Origin of the sequence: Anaeromyxobacter sp. K, assembly GCF_000020805.1 — a bacterium.
GTDB classification, from domain to species: Bacteria; Myxococcota; Myxococcia; order Myxococcales; family Anaeromyxobacteraceae; genus Anaeromyxobacter; species Anaeromyxobacter dehalogenans.
In genome coordinates, this window is record NC_011145.1 from 3,144,108 (window position 1) to 3,160,558 (window position 16,451).

Annotated in this window: 14 protein-coding genes; 3 read left to right on the plus strand and 11 right to left on the minus strand. The window is 75.0% G+C overall.

Features of this window, described 5'->3' with window-relative positions:
- Nucleotides 1–57 precede the first annotated feature (57 nt).
- From ANAEK_RS14150 to ANAEK_RS14175, 6 genes are all read right to left on the minus strand, one after another.
- The gene (locus ANAEK_RS14150; RefSeq protein ID WP_012526815.1) at nt 58–435 is read right to left on the minus strand and encodes a hypothetical protein; all 378 of its coding nucleotides are present in this window, start codon (nt 433–435) and stop codon (nt 58–60) included.
- The gene (gene ybeY / locus ANAEK_RS14155) at nt 336–917 is read right to left on the minus strand and encodes an rRNA maturation RNase YbeY (RefSeq protein ID WP_041454076.1); all 582 of its coding nucleotides are present in this window, start codon (nt 915–917) and stop codon (nt 336–338) included. The genes ANAEK_RS14150 and ybeY overlap by 100 nt, the downstream gene beginning before the upstream one ends.
- A complete protein-coding gene (locus tag ANAEK_RS14160) occupies nt 914–3,163 on the minus strand; it encodes an HD family phosphohydrolase (protein WP_232288220.1) in 2,250 nt (749 codons plus the stop codon). The genes ybeY and ANAEK_RS14160 overlap by 4 nt, the downstream gene beginning before the upstream one ends.
- Nucleotides 3,164–3,356: 193 nt before the next feature.
- Nucleotides 3,357–4,436 (minus strand): PhoH family protein, encoded by a 1,080-nt coding sequence (locus ANAEK_RS14165; RefSeq protein ID WP_012526817.1) that lies wholly within the window; start codon nt 4,434–4,436, stop codon nt 3,357–3,359.
- 112 nt (nt 4,437–4,548) lie between these two features.
- A complete protein-coding gene (locus ANAEK_RS14170; protein WP_012526818.1) occupies nt 4,549–5,745 on the minus strand; it encodes a DUF4388 domain-containing protein in 1,197 nt (398 codons plus the stop codon).
- 3 nt (nt 5,746–5,748) lie between these two features.
- Nucleotides 5,749–7,932 carry a lipopolysaccharide assembly protein LapB gene (locus ANAEK_RS14175; RefSeq protein ID WP_012526819.1) on the minus strand — a complete coding sequence of 728 codons (2,184 nt, stop codon included), beginning with the start codon at nt 7,930–7,932 and terminating at the stop codon, nt 5,749–5,751.
- A 49-nt stretch (nt 7,933–7,981) separates the two neighbouring features.
- Between ANAEK_RS14175 and mazG the strand changes: the two genes are divergently transcribed.
- Together mazG and rpsT are read left to right on the plus strand one after the other, a co-directional pair.
- A complete protein-coding gene (gene mazG / locus ANAEK_RS14180) occupies nt 7,982–8,839 on the plus strand; it encodes a nucleoside triphosphate pyrophosphohydrolase (protein ID WP_012526820.1) in 858 nt (285 codons plus the stop codon).
- 470 nt (nt 8,840–9,309) lie between these two features.
- Nucleotides 9,310–9,585 (plus strand): 30S ribosomal protein S20, encoded by a 276-nt coding sequence (gene rpsT, locus ANAEK_RS14185; RefSeq protein WP_012526821.1) that lies wholly within the window; start codon nt 9,310–9,312, stop codon nt 9,583–9,585.
- Nucleotides 9,586–9,606: 21 nt separating this feature from the next.
- Here rpsT and lptE read toward each other — a convergent pair whose 3' ends face one another.
- Both lptE and leuS read right to left on the minus strand, forming a co-directional pair.
- Nucleotides 9,607–10,143, minus strand: coding sequence for an LPS assembly lipoprotein LptE (gene lptE / locus ANAEK_RS14190; protein WP_012526822.1), 537 nt, complete (start codon nt 10,141–10,143; stop codon nt 9,607–9,609).
- A 1-nt stretch (nt 10,144) separates the two neighbouring features.
- A complete protein-coding gene (gene leuS, locus ANAEK_RS14195) occupies nt 10,145–12,643 on the minus strand; it encodes a leucine--tRNA ligase (protein WP_012526823.1) in 2,499 nt (832 codons plus the stop codon).
- 95 nt (nt 12,644–12,738) lie between these two features.
- On the opposite strand from leuS, the gene asnS reads away from it, so the two are divergent.
- Entirely contained in the window at nt 12,739–14,043 is a 1,305-nt protein-coding gene (gene asnS / locus ANAEK_RS14200) for an asparagine--tRNA ligase (protein WP_012526824.1), read from the plus strand.
- Nucleotides 14,044–14,153: 110 nt separating this feature from the next.
- On the opposite strand, the gene ANAEK_RS14205 is transcribed toward asnS, so the two are convergent.
- The 3 genes from ANAEK_RS14205 to ANAEK_RS14215 are packed head-to-tail and all read right to left on the minus strand — an operon-like array spanning nt 14,154 to nt 16,449.
- Nucleotides 14,154–14,540: a response regulator gene (locus tag ANAEK_RS14205; RefSeq protein ID WP_012526825.1), complete on the minus strand. Its 387-nt coding sequence runs from the start codon at nt 14,538–14,540 to the stop codon at nt 14,154–14,156.
- A complete protein-coding gene (gene cheB / locus ANAEK_RS14210) occupies nt 14,537–15,589 on the minus strand; it encodes a chemotaxis-specific protein-glutamate methyltransferase CheB (protein ID WP_012526826.1) in 1,053 nt (350 codons plus the stop codon). Before cheB ends, ANAEK_RS14205 begins: the two co-directional genes overlap by 4 nt.
- Nucleotides 15,586–16,449, minus strand: coding sequence for a protein-glutamate O-methyltransferase CheR (locus ANAEK_RS14215; RefSeq protein ID WP_012526827.1), 864 nt, complete (start codon nt 16,447–16,449; stop codon nt 15,586–15,588). Before ANAEK_RS14215 ends, cheB begins: the two co-directional genes overlap by 4 nt.
- Nucleotides 16,450–16,451 lie beyond the last annotated feature (2 nt).

Consider the following 16,451-nt stretch of genomic DNA (forward strand, 5'->3'; position numbering starts at 1 on the left):
GGCACGGGGGCCGCGGCGCACCGGGGATCCTGGCGCCGGCGGGCCGGGGGCGCCCGGTCAGCGGACCTTCCCGCCGGCCCCGCCCTCCGGGCCGTCCGGCGCCTCGGCCTGCTGCGCCTGCGCGGCGCCGTAGGCCTCGGCGGCGGCGAGGTAGTACGCCACCGCCTCGCGCACCAGGTGGCCGACCGGCCGGCCGAGCCGCGACGCGGTGGCGGTCATGGCCTCGGCGAGGTCGGCGGGCATGCGGACCGGCACCACCCGCGCCTGGGCCAGCGCCGCCTCCAGCCGCTCCAGCGCCTGGCTGGGCCGCGACACGCGGAAGTCGCCCGCCTCGATCATGTCCTTGATCCGGCGCGCGAGGTCCTCGCGCGTGAACCACGCGCCGTCGAGCCAGACCGACTCGGAGTCGAGATCGATGTCGGCGAACGGGTCCATCGGTCCTTTGCCCTGCCGGCGCGCCCCTCGCGCCGGCCTTCGCGGAGCGCCGCCCCGACGAGCCCCTCCGCCCGCGCGAGCTCCGCTTCCTTCTCCGCCATCGCCCGGGCGTCCGCGGGCCGCTCGTGGTCGTAGCCGAGCAGGTGCAGGATCCCGTGCGCCAGGTAGCGGTCCAGCTCGGCGCCCACCCGCCGACCCTCGGACCGCGCCCTCCGCGCGGCGGTGTCGAGCGAGATTACCACGTCCCCCAGCAGCGCCCCAGCGCCCGGCGGCTCCGATATCGGGAACGACAGCACGTCGGTGGCCTGGTCCTTGTCCCGCCACTCGCGGTTGAGCGTGCGGATGCGCCGGTCGGTCACGAGCAGGATGGAGAGCTCGGCGTCCTCGCGCCCCAGGGCGGCGAGGAACGCGGCCGCGCGGGCGCGGAGGCGCCGGGCGGCGCGGGCGCCGTCGCGGTGCTCGGAGGTCAGGCGGACGATCACGGCTTGGCCACCAGGTGCACCGCCGGCCCCTCGTCGCGGCGCCGGTCCGGGTACTCGGGGCGCGTGTGGTAGATGGCCTCGAGCGCCCGCACCATCGCGCCGGAGATGGCGTTCAGGTCGCGCAGCGTCAGGGCGCACTCGTCGAGCTGCCCCTCCCCGAACACCTCGTTGATCCGCTTGGCGACCAGCGCGCGGAGCGAGTCGGCGGTGGGGTCCTCCAGCGCGCGCGCCGAGGCCTCGCACGCGTCGGCGATCATGACGAGCGCCGCCTCGCGCGTCTGCGGCCTCGGGCCGGGGTAGCGGAACAGGGCCTCGTCGAGCGCGCCACGGCCCCCGCCCTCCTCGGCCAGCCGCTGCGCCTTTCCCCAGAAGTAGCCGACGTGCCGCGTCCCGTGGTGCTGCGCGATGGCGTCCTGGACCACCCGCGGCAGGCGCCAGTGCCGCGCCAGCTCCAGGCCGTCCGTCACGTGGCGCTTCACGATCAGCGCGCTCATGGAGGGCGCGAGCGCGTCGTGGCGGTTCTCGCCCCCGCGCTGGTTCTCCGCGAAGTAGAGCGGGTTCCGGATCTTCCCGAGGTCGTGGTAGTACGCGCACACCCGCGCCAGCAGCGGGTTCGCGCCGATCGCCTGCGCGCCGGCCTCCACCAGCGAGCCCATCAGGATGGAGTGGTGGTACGTGCCGGGCGACTGGACGATGAGCTCCTTCAGCGCCGGGTGGTTCAGGTTGGCGAGCTCGAGCAGCTTCACGTCGGTGACGTAGCCGAAGACGCCCTCCACCACCGGCAGCAGCCCCACCACCGCGACCGGCAGCAGCACCGCGCCGCCCACCAGCGCCCCGACGGCCGAGAGCAGCACCTCGGCGCCGGCGCGGCCGGCGTAGAGCCCGAGCGCCGCGACGACCGCGGCCCCGACCAGCCCCACCCCCAGGCCGGCGCGGAACAGCCCGGCCCGGTCGCGGTTGTTGCGCACCAGGCCCGCCGCCGCGACGGAGGTGAGCGTCGCGAACAGCGCGTACGCGAGCGACTGCCCGGCGAGCAGCCCGGCCGCGAGCCCCATGGCCAGCGCGAACAGGAGCGCGGTCTCCGCCGCCAGCACCTGCCGGACGATCATCGCGCCCGCCGCGAACGGCACCAGGTACTGCAGCGCGGCGGCGGGGACGTACGGGAAGCGCTCGTGGAGCGCGTCCATCACCGCGAAGCCCAGGAAGCCCGCCGCCAGCGAGCCCAGGTACAGGAGCGAGAGCAGCAGCGCGTCGCGGCGCGCCGGGCGGAAGCGCGCCACGTTCCGGCGCGCGAAGCGCCAGAGCAGCGACACGAGCAGTGCCACCACGGCGGCGCCGCCGGCCCGGACGCTGCCCAGGTCCTCGCCCTTGCGCTGCGCGCGGATGCCGTCGAACACCAGCAGGTGGCGCTTCTCGATCCGCTCGCCGTCCCCGATGATCTTCTCGCCGCGCTTCACCGGGATGGCCACCGGCTTCACCCGCGCGGCCGCGTCGTAGCGCCGGCGCTCGGTCTCGGCCTGGTCGTAGACCAGCGTCGGGCGCACCATCGCCTCCGCGATGCGCGCCAGCGCCGCGCGCACCGCCGCGGGCTCCTTCTCCAGCCGCGCGGCCGCGGTGCGGGCCACCTCCTCGCGCGCCTCGGCCACGTCGCGGACCTGGGCGGCGTCGGCGAACGGCTGCTCGCCCTCCGGGCGGCCGCCGCGGAAGGTGCGGACCACGAAGCCGGCGTCGGGGGCGGCCGGGAGGAGCTTGCGGTCCTCGATCACCATCCCGGCCAGGGCGCCCCGCGCCAGCTCGGCGAGCTGGCGCTCCACCGACTCGGTGAACCGGGTCGTGCCGAGCGCGGCCAGGTCGCCGTCGCGCACGAGCACCTGGAGCCGCGCGACGAACGCGGCGCGCTGCGCGGCGTAGCGCCGCTCCAGGATCGCCGCCTCCCGCGGGCCGCGGCCGTCCTCGCGCAGCGCCCGCTCCTCGTCGCGCATCAGCTCGAAGGCGGCGTGCACCCGCGCGACCGCCTCGTCGGCGGCCCCCGCGTCCTGGTGGTAGACCGGGCGCTCCGCCGCGGCGGTCTCGGCGCGGCGCCGGGCGGTCGCCTCCTCGTCCACGATGTCGTAGTCGCGATCGGCCTTGATGGTCGCGGGGGCGGGCGTGCCGAGCGCGTCCGGGCCGGGGAGCCGGTGCGCGGCGGACGGCGCGAGCAGCCAGCCGGCCGCCGCGGCGACCGCGGCGACGAGCAGCGCGCGCATCAGCCGGCCGGGCCAGTCGACGCGGTCGGCGGCGGGAGGGCCGCCGGCGGCGGGTGTGTCAGTGGGGGGACCGGACACGGCGTGCGAGAGTCGCACCGGGGTGGGAGGAGCGCAACGGAGAACCGGGGCTTCCCCCTGAACACGCGGCGAGGTGCCGCCCCTCCGCGGATCGATCGGCGCGACGCTTCAGGGGCTACCCTTCCGCGCCGGGCACCCCGCCCCCGGCGTCCGTCCCCCCGGCGTCCGTGCCCCCGCCCGGCCGGCCCTTCTCCGTCCGGGCGGACTCGGTGCGGGCGCGCCGCTCCGCCTCGAAGGCGTCGTAGGCCCGCACCACCTCCTGGACGAGCGGGTGCCGGACCACGTCGACCTCGGAGAACATGCAGAACGAGACGCCCTCCACGCCCCGGAGGACCTTCTGCACCTCCACCAGGCCGGAGCCGCGGCCGCTCGGCAGGTCCACCTGCGTCACGTCGCCGGTGATGACCGCCTTCGAGCCGTAGCCGAGGCGCGTCAGGAACATCTTCATCTGCTCGGCGGTGGTGTTCTGGGCCTCGTCGAGGATGATGAACGCGTCGTTGAGCGTGCGGCCGCGCATGAACGCGAGCGGCGCCACCTCCACGGTGCCGCGCTCGATGAAGGCGGTCGCCTTCTCGTAGTCCACCATGTCGAACAGCGCGTCGTGCAGCGGTCGCAGGTACGGGTTCACCTTCTCGGCGATGTCGCCGGGCAGGAACCCGAGCCGCTCGCCCGCCTCCACCGCCGGCCGCGTCAGCACGATCCGCTTCACCCGCCGCTCCACCAGGTACGCCACCGCCATCGCCATGGCGAGGTACGTCTTGCCGGTGCCGGCCGGCCCCACCCCGAACACGATGTCGTCGTCGCGGATGGCCTGGATGTAGCGCTTCTGCGCGAGCCCCTTGGGCGTGATGATGCGGTGGCGCGAGGAGACGAAGACGGTGTCGCCGAAGATCTCCTTCAGCGGGACGCCCTGCACGGCGAGCTTCGTCGCCTGGTCCACGTCCTCGAGGTACAGCGGATACCCCGCCTCGACGAGCTCGTAGAGCTCCTTCACCAGCGACTCGGCAAGGTGCACCCGCGCCTCCTCGGGCGCGGCGATCACCACCTGGCCGCCGCGCAGCCCGAGCTGGACCCCGAGCCGGCGCTCCACGAGCTTGAGGTGCTCGTTGTGCGCGCCGCACAGGGCGCGGACCTTGTCGTTGTCGGGAAACTCGAGCCTGGCCGTCTTGAGGGGTTCCGCCGCGCTTTGACCCAAGGATGCTCCTTACGTCGGTTGTCCGTGCCGCCGTCCGCCTGGACGGCGCTCGCCCCGCCGGGGCACCCATAATCTACGCCCCGTCGCGCGGCAGCGGAGGATGGGCGCGGTCCTACTCCACGGGAGGCAGGAGCACGAAGCGCCCCGCTGGCGTGCGCCGGTAGTGGTAGGGCTCCGCCCACGGGTGGCGCAGGTCGCGCGCGTCCACCAGGCCGGCCTCCACCAGCGTCCCGAGCGCCGCCGGGTACTCGCCCTTCTCGAGGCGGTACACCTCCAGCGCGCCGCGCAGCCGCTCGAGCTGGTAGCGCGCGAGGAACCGCTCCGCGGCGTTGTCCCGCACGCGCGCCGCGCCGGCGGGCTCGCCCCACGCCAGGCCGCGCTCGTCCACCCAGTACGCGATCCCGGCCAGCGCCGCCGCGATCGCGACCGTGGCCAGCACGCTCAGCGCGCCGGCCCGGAGCCGGGCCTGCCAGTCCTGCGCGTAGGCGCCGACCGCCGCCTTGGCCCGGCTGGCGGGGGCGATCGCCTCGAGGTAGCCGAGGTTGAGCAGGTTCGTGAGCGCCTTGCAGGTCTCGAACTCGCCCAGGCGCGAGAGATCCACGAGCCGCTCGACGGTGCGGCCCGGGATGGCGAGCGCGAACACCCGCCGCTCGTTCGCGCCGAGCGAGGCGAACTCGCCGCGGCGCTCGGTGGGCTCCTCGCCGAGCGCGTCGAACGCGTCGTCCACGTCGTCGCCGCCGCGCCTCGGCGCGGCGGGCGCGTCCGGGTCGAGCGCCCGGCGGCGCTCGAACGTCATGGCCGTGGACGGGATCCGCTTGCGGATCATCGGCCACTCGTCCACCCGGCGGAACCCCTCCATCAGCACCGACTCGGCGCGCAGCGGCGAGACGGTCTCGCGGTCCCACTCCACCTCGCCCGGCTCGAACGCGTAGGTGCCGCTCTTCCAGCGGAACAGCTGGTAGACGGTCTCGGTGGTCTGCAGCGCCGTCATCTCGCGCAGGTCCTGCTGCGAGACGAAGCCCAGCTCCACCAGGATGTCTCCCAGGCGTCGCAGGGTGCGCTTCTGGACCTCCAGGCCCTGCTCCAGCTCCTCCTTGGAGATGACCTCGGCGCGCACCAGCATGTTGCCGAGCCGCTCGCGCGCCTTGCGCCCGGCCGACTCGGCCCGGACCACGTTGCCGTCGGCGAGCGCGATGTGGATCTCGTCGTCGCGGGACTCGAGGTGGAGCACGCCGCTCTTGGCCTGCTGGCCGATGAGCTGGAGGATCTCGGCGATCCCGAAGTCCTTGAGCGTGCCGGTGAGCGCCATCGGTCAGCTCCGGGTCCGGCGGAACGCGTCGCGCACCGCGAGCGTCCAGGCGATCACGCCCAGGGGAACGGCGACGGCGAGCTTGCCCGCGAGCACGTAGGGCGACGGGTACGGCGGCGGCATGACCCCGCGCCAGAGCCCGATGACGAACACCGGGAACAGCACCGCCGCGAGCAGGAGCGCGCCCCGCACCGGCGCGCCGGCGACGACCTGCGCGGCGCCGGCGCCGGCCACGGAGAGCGCGCGGGTGACGATCCGCGCCAGCCGCTCGTGGCGCCGGACCTGCGCTTCCTTCCGCAGCCGGTCGCGCGCGTCCACCACGCCCTTGCGCGCGAACACGTTCACGCACTGGCCGCACTCCTCGCCGTCGCCGCCGTCGCAGCGGCGGCAGGCCGGCCGCCCGCAGCGGGCGCAGGCGCGCGAGGGGCCCAGCCGGCGGAGCAGCAGCGCGAGCGCCCAGAGCGCCGCCAGGAAGCCCGCGCCGCCCCAGGGCCAGGCCGCCGCCGGCAGCGCGCCCATCAGCCGCGCGCGCACCCAGCGCCGCACCGCCTCGGGCGTCCCGTCGCTGGTGGCGAGCGCCGCGATGCGCGCCGGCGGGACCGGGACGTCCACCAGGTAGTGGTTGGCGGTGAAGTCGTCGTCGGAGCCGTGGCGGCGCAGGTACTCGCCGGCCTCGTGCTCGGCCTTGTCGCGGGCGGCCGCGCTCTTGTCCATCTCGGAGGTGCGCAGGTAGAGCTTGGAGAGGCCGTAGTGCGCCGCGCCCAGCACCACCAGGTCGCTGCCGGCCTGATCCTGCGCCGCGAGGTAGGCGGCCTTGGCGCCGTCCAGGTCGCCCTGCAGGAACAGCACGTTCCCCACGTTCACCGAGAGCTCCGGCGCGCGCGGATCGGCCGCGGCCGCCTCGCGGTACAGCCGCAGCGCCCGGTCGAGATCGCCGCGCCGCTTGGCGTGCCGGCCCAGCGCCGCCAGCACCGGCCCGGGCGCGGGCGACTCCGGGGCCCACGCCTCCAGCTGCGCGGCCTCGGCGTCGCTCACCGCCCCGTGCTCGAGCTCGTGCACGCGCTCGGCCACGCTCCCGGTCCAGGCGGTGAGCCGCGCCACCTCGCCGGCGGCCCACGGCATGGCGAGCACCGCGCCGAGCGCGGCGGTCACCACCAGCCGCTCGCGGTTCGCGAGGTACGGCCAGGCGACCAGCGCCGCGACCGCGAGCACCGCCGCGGCGCCCAGCCCGAACGCGGCCGGCATGGCGATCAGCACCAGCGCCAGGAAGCCGGTCTGCACCGGCGCGGAGCCGCGCAGGAGCGGCAGGTGGTGGAAGTCGTGCAGGAAGAGGCGGAGCGACCGGGCGAGCAGCACCAGCACGACCGCGGCCGCGGCGGCGAGCACCGCCGCGAACGCCGCGGCGAACAGGTCCCCCTCGAACGCGCGCGCGGTGTGCGGCTCGCGGGCGGCGGCCGCGAGCGCGTCGCCGAGCGCCGCCAGCACCGGGCCGGGCCGCCCCGGCTCGCGCGCGAACAGCGCCCGGGCGCGGGCGAGGTGGCCGTCGGGCAGGTCCGGCGCGAGCGCGCTGGCGGCCTCGGCGCGCGCGAGCGCCTCGGCGGGCAGGTTCGCGGCGAGCGCGCGCCGCGACTCGCGCACCTCGGCGACGGCCATGGGGACCAGGTTCTCGATCGCGAGGTCGCGCTGGGCGGCGAGCAGCGCCCGCTGCGCGGCGTCGGCCCGCGCCGGGTCGGCCTCGCGGAGCGCGCCGCGCCGGTCGGACCAGGCCGCGAGCAGGCCGTCCCAGGTGGCGCGGACCGGCGCGATGGGCCGCGCCAGCGCGGGCGACGCGGAGGCCGACGCGGACGCCGAGGCGGCGGCCGGCGCGGACGCCGGCGCGGGGGCGGGCACGGCGGACGGGGCCGCGGCCGCGCCGGGCGCGCCGCCGGGCGGCGCGGCGGCGGGCGAGGGCGCGGCCTGGCGCGCGGCCGGGGCGGCCTCGCGTACGGCGGCGGCGGACGTGGGTGCAGGTGCGGGCGCCGGCGCGGCGGGCGCCTGCGCGGGCGGCGCCGGCTCGGGCGCGGCGTCGTCGCCGTCCTCCACCATCCGCGGCGCGGCCACCTGCGCGCGTGGGCACGCCGGCGCGGCCGCGGCCAGCGCGGCCAGCACGGCGAACAGGGTCGGGAGGGCGGTACCGCGGGTGGACACGCGAGAACGGGATGCTAGCACGCCCGGTCCCGCGCTAAGAAGACGAACCATGTCGCGCGCCGCCGAGGCCATCGATCGCCTGCTCTCCATCATGGAGCGCCTGCGCGGCCCGGGGGGCTGCCCCTGGGACCGCGAGCAGACGCTCCACACGCTGCGCCCGTACGTGCTGGAGGAGACGTACGAGGTCCTCGAGGCCATCGACGCGGGCGACGTCCGCGAGCACCGCGAGGAGCTGGGCGACCTGCTGCTGCAGGTCGTCTTCCAGGCGCAGCTCCGCCGCGAGGAGGGCGCGTTCGAGTTCGCGGACGTGGCGGACGCGATCTCCGACAAGCTGGTCTCGCGCCACCCGCACGTGTTCGGCGACGCGCAGGTGAAGGACGCCGAGGGCGTGCTGCGGCAGTGGGCGGCGCTGAAGCGCGAGGAGAAGAAGGCGAAGGGCGCCGGCCACAGCGTGCTGGAGGGCGTGCCGCGCGAGATGCCGGCGCTGGCGCGGGCCGACCGGCTCACCGAGAAGGCGAGCCGCATCGGGTTCGACTGGCCCGACGCGGGCGGTGCGCGAGAGAAGGTGCGCGAGGAGCTCGCCGAGCTGGATCAGGCCGTGGCGGGCGGCGACCGCGCGGCCGTCGAGCACGAGCTGGGCGACGCGCTGTTCGCGCTCGCGAACTACGCCCGCAAGCTCGGCGTCCCGCCGGAGGAGGCGCTCCGCGGGAGCCTGGGCCGATTCGTCGCACGCTTCGAGCACGTCGAGCGCGAGCTGGAGCGCCGCGGGGTGCCCCACGGGAGCGCCACGCTGGCGGAGATGGACGCGCTCTGGGACGAGGCGAAGGAGCTCGAGCGTCAAGCGAAATCGCCCGGCACCGCCCCTTCGGCAGGTTCTCCACGGGGTTTGGGGAAAGATGGTGGATAAGTCGGTGGGCGGGGCGCCTCGACGCAGGGAATTCACCCCATCGGCACGTGGCGCCGCGTTCCGCAGCAGCAGAAATCTCGTGTGATTTCCGCGTGCTCACCTTCCCCTTCCCCCGAGATGTCCACACCGCGGCCGGCGCCCCTCCGCACTCCACGTCTCCCCGCCCCCGCCGGTGGATAACTCCGGGACCCACCCCGGATTCGGAGCCGCGCGCCGCGCGGCCGTCCGCGGCACCGGGCGCGCGAACCCTTGAGCCAGAAGGCCCTCCGGGGGGCATGCACGGCAGGTCCGCTCCGCTCTAGGGGACGCCGAGCACGTGGCTCGCGCGGCCGCACGCCGTGGGCGCGAGCGGGGCACCGCGCGCGAGGGCGCGCGGGACCCCAGGACCGCACCGGGCTCATAACCCCTTGACGCGGCTCGCGTTGGGCGATAGAAGCGCGCCCTCTTATTCAACCCGACGGAGAAGTCACTTGGCGAACACCGCATCGGCCGAGAAGCGCAACCGCCAGGCGCAGAAGCGCCGGGCCCGCAACGTCCAGGTCCGCACCGGCGTGAAGTCCGCAGTGAAGAAGCTGCGGGAGGCGATCGCGAAGGGCGATCCGGCCGCCACGCAGGTCGCGCTGAAGTCTGCCGAGAAGACCATCGGCAAGGCCGCCTCGAAGGGCGTGCTGCACAAGAACGCCGCCTCGCGGAAGATCTCCCGCCTGGCGAAGGCCGCGGCGAAGCCGGCCGCCGCCGCGAAGTAGGCCCCCTCCCCGCCCCGGTCGTCAGCGCCCCGCCGCGCCCTGCGCGGCCGGGGCGCGCTCGTCCCGGTCCTCGAACCCCTCGAGGATCTGGCGCGCCGCGTCCGCCGCCAGCCGGCGCAGCTCGAGCGCGCGCCGGCCCTCGGTCTCGAGCGGATCCGCGCCGCCCAGGTGATCGCCGTCGCGGCGAACCGCGAGCGAGGCGATCACCTTCCCCTCGGACACCAGGCGCGCGCGCGCGTTCAGCACCACGTGGAAGGTCGAGCCGGTCACCGACGACGGCAGGCCCTCCCCCGCGCCCACCTCGCCCTCGATCGCCACCGGCGCGTCCGGGCCGGCCGACGCCCCGCGCCGCGCCAGCTCCTCGCGCAGCGCGGCGGTGACGGCGGCGCCCAGCTCCGGATCGCTGGAGAGGTTCTGGAACGCGCGCACGTGCACGCGCTCCGCGCCGCCGCGCGCGCGGTACGCGTGGGAGAAGCCGTAGCCGCAGCCGGCGGCGAGCGCCGCCAGGCCCGCGAGCAGCACGGCGATCGGCCTGCGGGCGTCGCGCGGGCGCCGCACGTCAGGCCACCACGAAGTTGACGAGGCGCTTCGGCACGAAGACCACCTTGCGGACGGTCTTGCCCGCGAGGTGGACCTTCACCTTCTCGTCGGCCTCGGCGAGCGCGCGGACCTCCGCCTCCCCGGCCGCGGCGGGCGCCTGCACCTCGCCGCGGAGCTTCCCGTTCACCTGGACCGCGATGGTCACGGTGTCGGCCACGATCAGCGCCGGGTCGAACGGCGGCCAGGGCGCGTCCGCCACCAGGCGCTCGCGCGCGACCGGTCCCATCACCTCGTGCCACAGCTCCTCGGCCACGTGCGGCGCGAACGGCGCCAGCAGCGTCGCGAGGGCGAGCAGCGCCTCGCGCACCGCGGCCCGGTCCGGCTCGGAGGCCGGCTCGAACGCGTAGAGCGCGTTCACCAGCTCCATGAGCGCGGCGATGCTGGTGTTGAACTTGAGATCCGCCTCGAGGCCCTCGGTGACGCGCTTGATGGTCCGGTGCGTGCGCCGCCGCAGCTCGAGCGCCTCGCCGGCCGCCTGGGCGAGCGCGGCCTCCGAGGCGTCGAAGCAGGCCTGGCGCGCGAAGTAGATGCGCCACACGCGCGCCAGGAAGCGGAACAGGCCGTCCACCTGCTCGTCGGACCAGTCGATGTCCTTCTCCGGCGGCGCCGCGAACAGCATGAACATGCGCACGGTGTCGGCGCCGAACCTCGACACCATGCCGCCCGGCGCCACCACGTTGCCCCAGCGCTTCGACATCTTGCGCCCGTCGGGCCCGTTCACGATGCCCTGCGTGACCAGCCGCCGCACCGGCTCGTCCTCGTGCACCAGCCCGAGCTCGTGCATGACCCGGTGCCAGAACCGGAAGTAGAGCAGGTGCATCACCGCGTGCTCGGGGCCGCCCACGTACACGTCCACCGGCAGCCAGCGCCGGGCGGCCTCCGGGTCGAACGGCCGCGCCTCGTCCTTCGGCGAGAGGTAGCGGGCGTAGTACCAGGACGAGTCCACGAACGTGTCCATGGTCTCCACCTCGCGCCGCGCCGGCTTGCCGCAGCGCGGGCAGGTGGTGTTCACGAACGACGCCACCTTGGCGAGCGGCGGCTCGCCGGTGCCGGTGATGATCGCCTCGGCCGGCAGCACCACCGGCAGGTCCTGCTCCGGCACCGGCACCATCCCGTGCTCGTCGCAGTAGATGATGGGGATGGGCGTGCCCCAGTAGCGCTGGCGCGAGAAGCCCCAGTCCCGCAGGTGCCACCGCACCGTGCCCTGGCCGAAGCCCCGCTCGGCGGCGTGCGCCGACATGCGCGACCGCGCCTCCGCGGAGGCGAGCCCCGTGAACGGGCCGGAGCCCTCGAGCACGCCGTCCTCGGTGGCGGCCCGGTCGAGCGCGTCGCCGGCCGGGAGCCGCGCGCCATGCGCCGGCTGGATGACCACGCGCACCGGCAGCCCGTACTTCCGCGCGAACTCGAAGTCGCGCTGGTCGTGCGCCGGGACGCTCATCACCGCCCCGGTGCCGTACTCGGCCAGCACGAAGTTCGCGATCCAGATCGGCACCTGCTCGCCGGTGAACGGGTTCACCGCGAACGCGCCGGTGAACACGCCCTCCTTCGGCGCGCCCTCGCCCGTGCGCTCCACCGCGTCGGTCTTGCGCATGCGCGCGACGAACGCGTCCACCTCGGCGCGGCGCTCCGGCGCGGTGACCTGCGCGACCAGGGGGTGCTCCGGCGCCAGCACCACGTACGTGCAGCCGTAGATCGTGTCGACGCGGGTGGTGAACACCTTCACCGCGGCGCCGCCGGCGGCGAGCGCGAAGTCCACCTCGGCGCCCTCGCTCTTGCCGATCCAGTTGCGCTGCATGGTCGTGACGCGGTCCGGCCAGTCCTTCAGGCCGTCCAGCCCGTCCAGCAGCTGCTGGGCGTAGGCGGTGATGCGGAACGCCCACTCCGGGTGGATCTTCTCGACCACCGGCGAGCCGCAGCGCTCGCACCGGTTGTCGTCCACCACCTGCTCGTTCGCGATGACCGTCTGGCAGCCGGTGCACCAGTTCACCTTGCCCTGGCGCCGGTAGGCGATCCCCTTCTCCAGCATCTTCAGGAAGAACCACTGGTTCCAGCGGTAGTAGGACGCGTCGGCGGTGACCAGCTCGCGGTCCCAGTCGAAGCTGTAGCCGAGCCGCTTCATCTCGGCGCGGAACGAGACCACGTTCTCGCGCGTCCGCTCCGCCGGGTGGCGGCCGTCCTTGATGGCGGCGTTCTCGGCCGGCAGGCCGAGGGCGTCGAAGCCGATCGGGTGGAGGACGTCGAACCCGCGCATGCGCAGGTGGCGCGCCAGGGCGTCGCCGATGGTGTACACGCGGGCGTGGCCCATGTGCATGGCGCCCGACGGATACGGGAACATCTCGAGGACGTAGCGGGTGTCGGCGTCGGGACGGCGACCCGCCTTGAAGGCGCCCGCCTCCTCCCACCGGCGCTGCCAGCGCGGCTCGATCGACTGGGGCTCGTAACGCTCGTTCATCGACATAGGGGTGCGGATTCTAGCGGACGTCGCGCGTTTCGTCTGCTCAGGTATATTGCCCGCGAAACCACGTCCACCGCCCATCCAGCACGGGGTCCCGCATGTACCCGCCCGTCCACGTCGCCGACATCGCCCATCACGAGGGGAAGGAGATCACGCTCCACGGCTGGCTCCACAACCGCCGCTCGTCGGGCAAGCTCCACTTCCTCCAGCTGCGCGACGGCACCGGCACGATCCAGTGCGTGGTGTTCAAGGGGAACGTGACGCCGGAGGTGTTCCAGGCCTCGGACCACCTCCCGCAGGAGACCAGCCTCACGGTGACGGGCCTCGTGAAGAAGGACGAGCGCTCGCCCATCGGCTTCGAGCTGGACGTGCGCGACCTGCAGGTGGTGTCGCGCCCGGCCCAGGAGTTCCCCATCGGGCACAAGGAGCACGGGGTCGCGTTCCTGATGGAGCAGCGGCACCTGTGGCTCCGCTCGCAGCGGCAGCAGGTCATCCTGCGCGTCCGCCACACCGTCGAGAAGGCCATCCGCGACTTCTTCGACCAGCGCGGCTTCACGCTGGTGGACGCGCCCATCTTCACGCCGTCCGCCTGCGAGGGCACCTCCACGCTGTTCGAGGTCCCCTACTTCGACCTCGGCAAGGCCTACCTGACGCAGTCCGGCCAGCTCTACATGGAGGCCGCCGCCATGGCGCTCGGGAAGGTCTACTGCTTCGGCCCGACCTTCCGCGCCGAGAAGTCCAAGACGCGCCGCCACCTCACCGAGTTCTGGATGGTCGAGCCGGAGGTCGCGTACATGGACCTCGACGGCGACATGGAGCTGATGGAGCAGTTCGTGTCCTACGTGGTGCAGACCGCGCTGGAGAAGCACCGCGTCGAGCTCGCCACCGTCCTGGAGCGCGACGTCTCGCTGCTCGAGAAGGTGAAGCCGCCGTTCCCGCGCATCACCTACACCGACGCGGTCGAGGTGATCCAGAAGGCCGGCCACCCGATGAAGTGGGGCGACGACATCGGCGGCGACGAGGAGACGGTGGTCGCGAAGCAGTTCGACCGCCCGGTGATGGTGCACCGCTACCCCGCCGAGATGAAGGCGTTCTACTTCAAGAAGGACCCGTCGGATCCCAAGGTCGCGCTCGGCTGCGACGTGCTCGCGCCGGAGGGCTACGGCGAGATCATCGGCGGCGGCCAGCGCGAGGACGACCTCGCCACCCTCGAGGCCGCCATCGAGCACCACCAGCTGCCGAAGCAGGCGTTCGAGTGGTACCTCGACCTGCGCCGCTACGGCACCGTCCCGCACGCCGGCTTCGGCATGGGGGTGGAGCGCTGCGTGGCCTGGATCTGCGGCCTCCACCACGTCCGGGAGACCATCCCGTTCGCGCGGATGATGGAGAGAATAACGCCCTGAGCGACGATCCGCGGGACCCGTGACCTCGCGCGCCCGCCTTCGCGGGCTCGCGCGAGGTCCCCGCGGGCGCGCCTGACGGCGCGCGGGTGGACGCGCCCGGCGGCGGGGCTTCACACCGCGCCGAGCAGGCGGCGCACCGCCTCGACCACCTGGTGGGCCTGCACCGGCTTCACCAGGTAGTCGTTCGCGCCGAGACCGAGCGCGCGGCGGCGATCCACCTCGCCGGCCTCGGTGGTGACCACGAGGATCGGCATGGCGCGGTGCGCCCCGCCGGAGCGGATCAGCGACACCAGCTTCAGCCCGTCGAGCACCGGCATGTTGATGTCGGTGACCAGCAGGTCGAAGCGGGCCGCGGCCAGGTGGCGCCAGGCGTCGGCCCCGTCCACGGCCTCGGTGGTGCGGATGCCGCCGGCGCCCTGCAGCGCGCGGCAGAGCTGGCGGCGCATGGCGCTGCTGTCGTCGACCACCAGGGCCTGGCGCGGCGGGCACGGGGTCATGGCGCGCGGGCCTCGCGTGCGAGCTCGATCAGGCGCGCCGCCAGGGCGTCCAGCCCGAGCAGCGCGTCCACGGCGCCGCGCTCCACCGCCGACTGCGGCATCCCGTACACCACGGCGGTCTCCTCGGACTCGGCGAGCGTGAGCCCGCCGGCGGCCTTCACCGCCGCCATCCCGGCGCACCCGTCGGTGCCCATCCCGGTGAGGAGCGCGGCGCAGGCGCGGGCGCCGAGGACCCGCGCCGCCGAGCGGAAGAGCCGGTCGATGGACGGGCAGTGGCGCGCGCCGGGGCCCGGCGCGCCGGGCGGCAGCACCGCCGCCCGCAGCACGCCGTCGGCGCCGCGCGCCAGCTCCAGGTGGTGCCCGCCGGGCGCGACCAGCGCGCGCCCCGCGACGACCAGGTCGCCGTCCACGGCCTCCACCACGCTGAAGTGCGAGCCGCGGGCGAGCCGCTCCGCGAACGCGCCGGTGAACCGCTCGGGCATGTGCTGCGCCACCAGCACCGCCAGCGGGAGATCGCCGGGCAGCGCCGCGAGCAGGCGCTGCAGCGCGGAGGGGCCGCCGGTGGAGGCCCCCACCACCGCGACCCGGGCCGGCTCGAGCTCGCGGGCGTCGAGGGCCCGGACGCCGGCGGAGAGGTTCTGGATGCGCAGCGCGCGCACCGTCGCGCACTTCTCCAGCAGCGCCTCGCGGACCGCCCCGAGCCCCCCGCGCTCCGGCCTCGCCACGAAGTCGAGCGCCCCGAGCTCGAGCGCCTTGAACACGTCCGCGCGCCGCGACTGCGACGACAGCACCACCACCGGCGTGGGGCGGCGCGCCATCAGCAGGCGCAGGAAGCTGAACCCGTCCATCCGCGGCATCTGCAGGTCCAGCACCACCACGTCCGGCGCGAGGCGGAGCGCCTCGGCCAGCCCCTGCTCTCCGTCCGCCGCGGTGCCGGCCACCACCAGCCCGTCGGCGCCGTGGAGCATGCGCACCAGCTCGTCCCGGCTGGCGGCCGAGTCGTCCACCACCAGCACCCGCAGGGTGCGCCGGCGCCCGTCGCCGCTCACGGCGCGCCCCCGCCCGCCGGCTTGCGGTAGACGAGGTCCGCCCGGAGCTGGACCAGCTCGAAGTCGGCGGTCACGTTGAGCAGCGACTCGGAGTGGCCGAGCAGCAGCCAGCCCCCGCCGCGCAGCTTCGCGTGGAGCGCGCGCAGCGCGCGGCGGCGCGCCTCCAGGTCGAAGTAGATCATCACGTTGCGGCAGAACACCGCGTCCAGCGGCGGCACCGCCGCGAGCGCGTCCGGCGCCACCAGGTTGTCGCGGTGGAACCGGACCATCCCCCGGAGCCCCTCGTCCACCACCCACTTCCCGCCGCGCAGGTGGAACCACCGCCGCATCGGCGACGACTCGGGCGCGCGGAACGCGTGCTCCCCGTAGCTCCCGGCCCGGCCCTGCGCGACGCACCGGCGGGAGAGATCGCAGGCCGCGATCTCGACGTCCCACCCGGCGAACAGCCCCGAGTCGCGCACCAGCACCGCGACGGTCCAGGCCTCCTCGCCGGTGCTGCAGCCGGCGGACAGGATGCGCAGCCGGCGCTCCGCGGCCAGCGAGGACGCCAGGGCCGGCAGGATCTCGTCCGCGAACGCCCGGAGCTGGCGCGCCTCGCGGAAGAAGTAGGTCTCGTTCGTGGTGAGGAGGTCGAGCGCCTCGGCCAGCTCCGCGCCGCCCCGCGGATCGAACCGGAGGTGGCGGTGGTAGGCGGAGAAGTCGCGGAGCCCGAGCGCCTCCAGCCGCGGCGCGAGGCGGCGCTCCAGCAGGCGGCGGTGGTCCTCGCGGAAAGCGATCCCGCAATGCGCCTGGATGAGCTCGCGGAGCAGCCGGAACTGCTCCTCGGTCATGGCCGGCGGCGGGGGCCCGTGGCTCCACATGC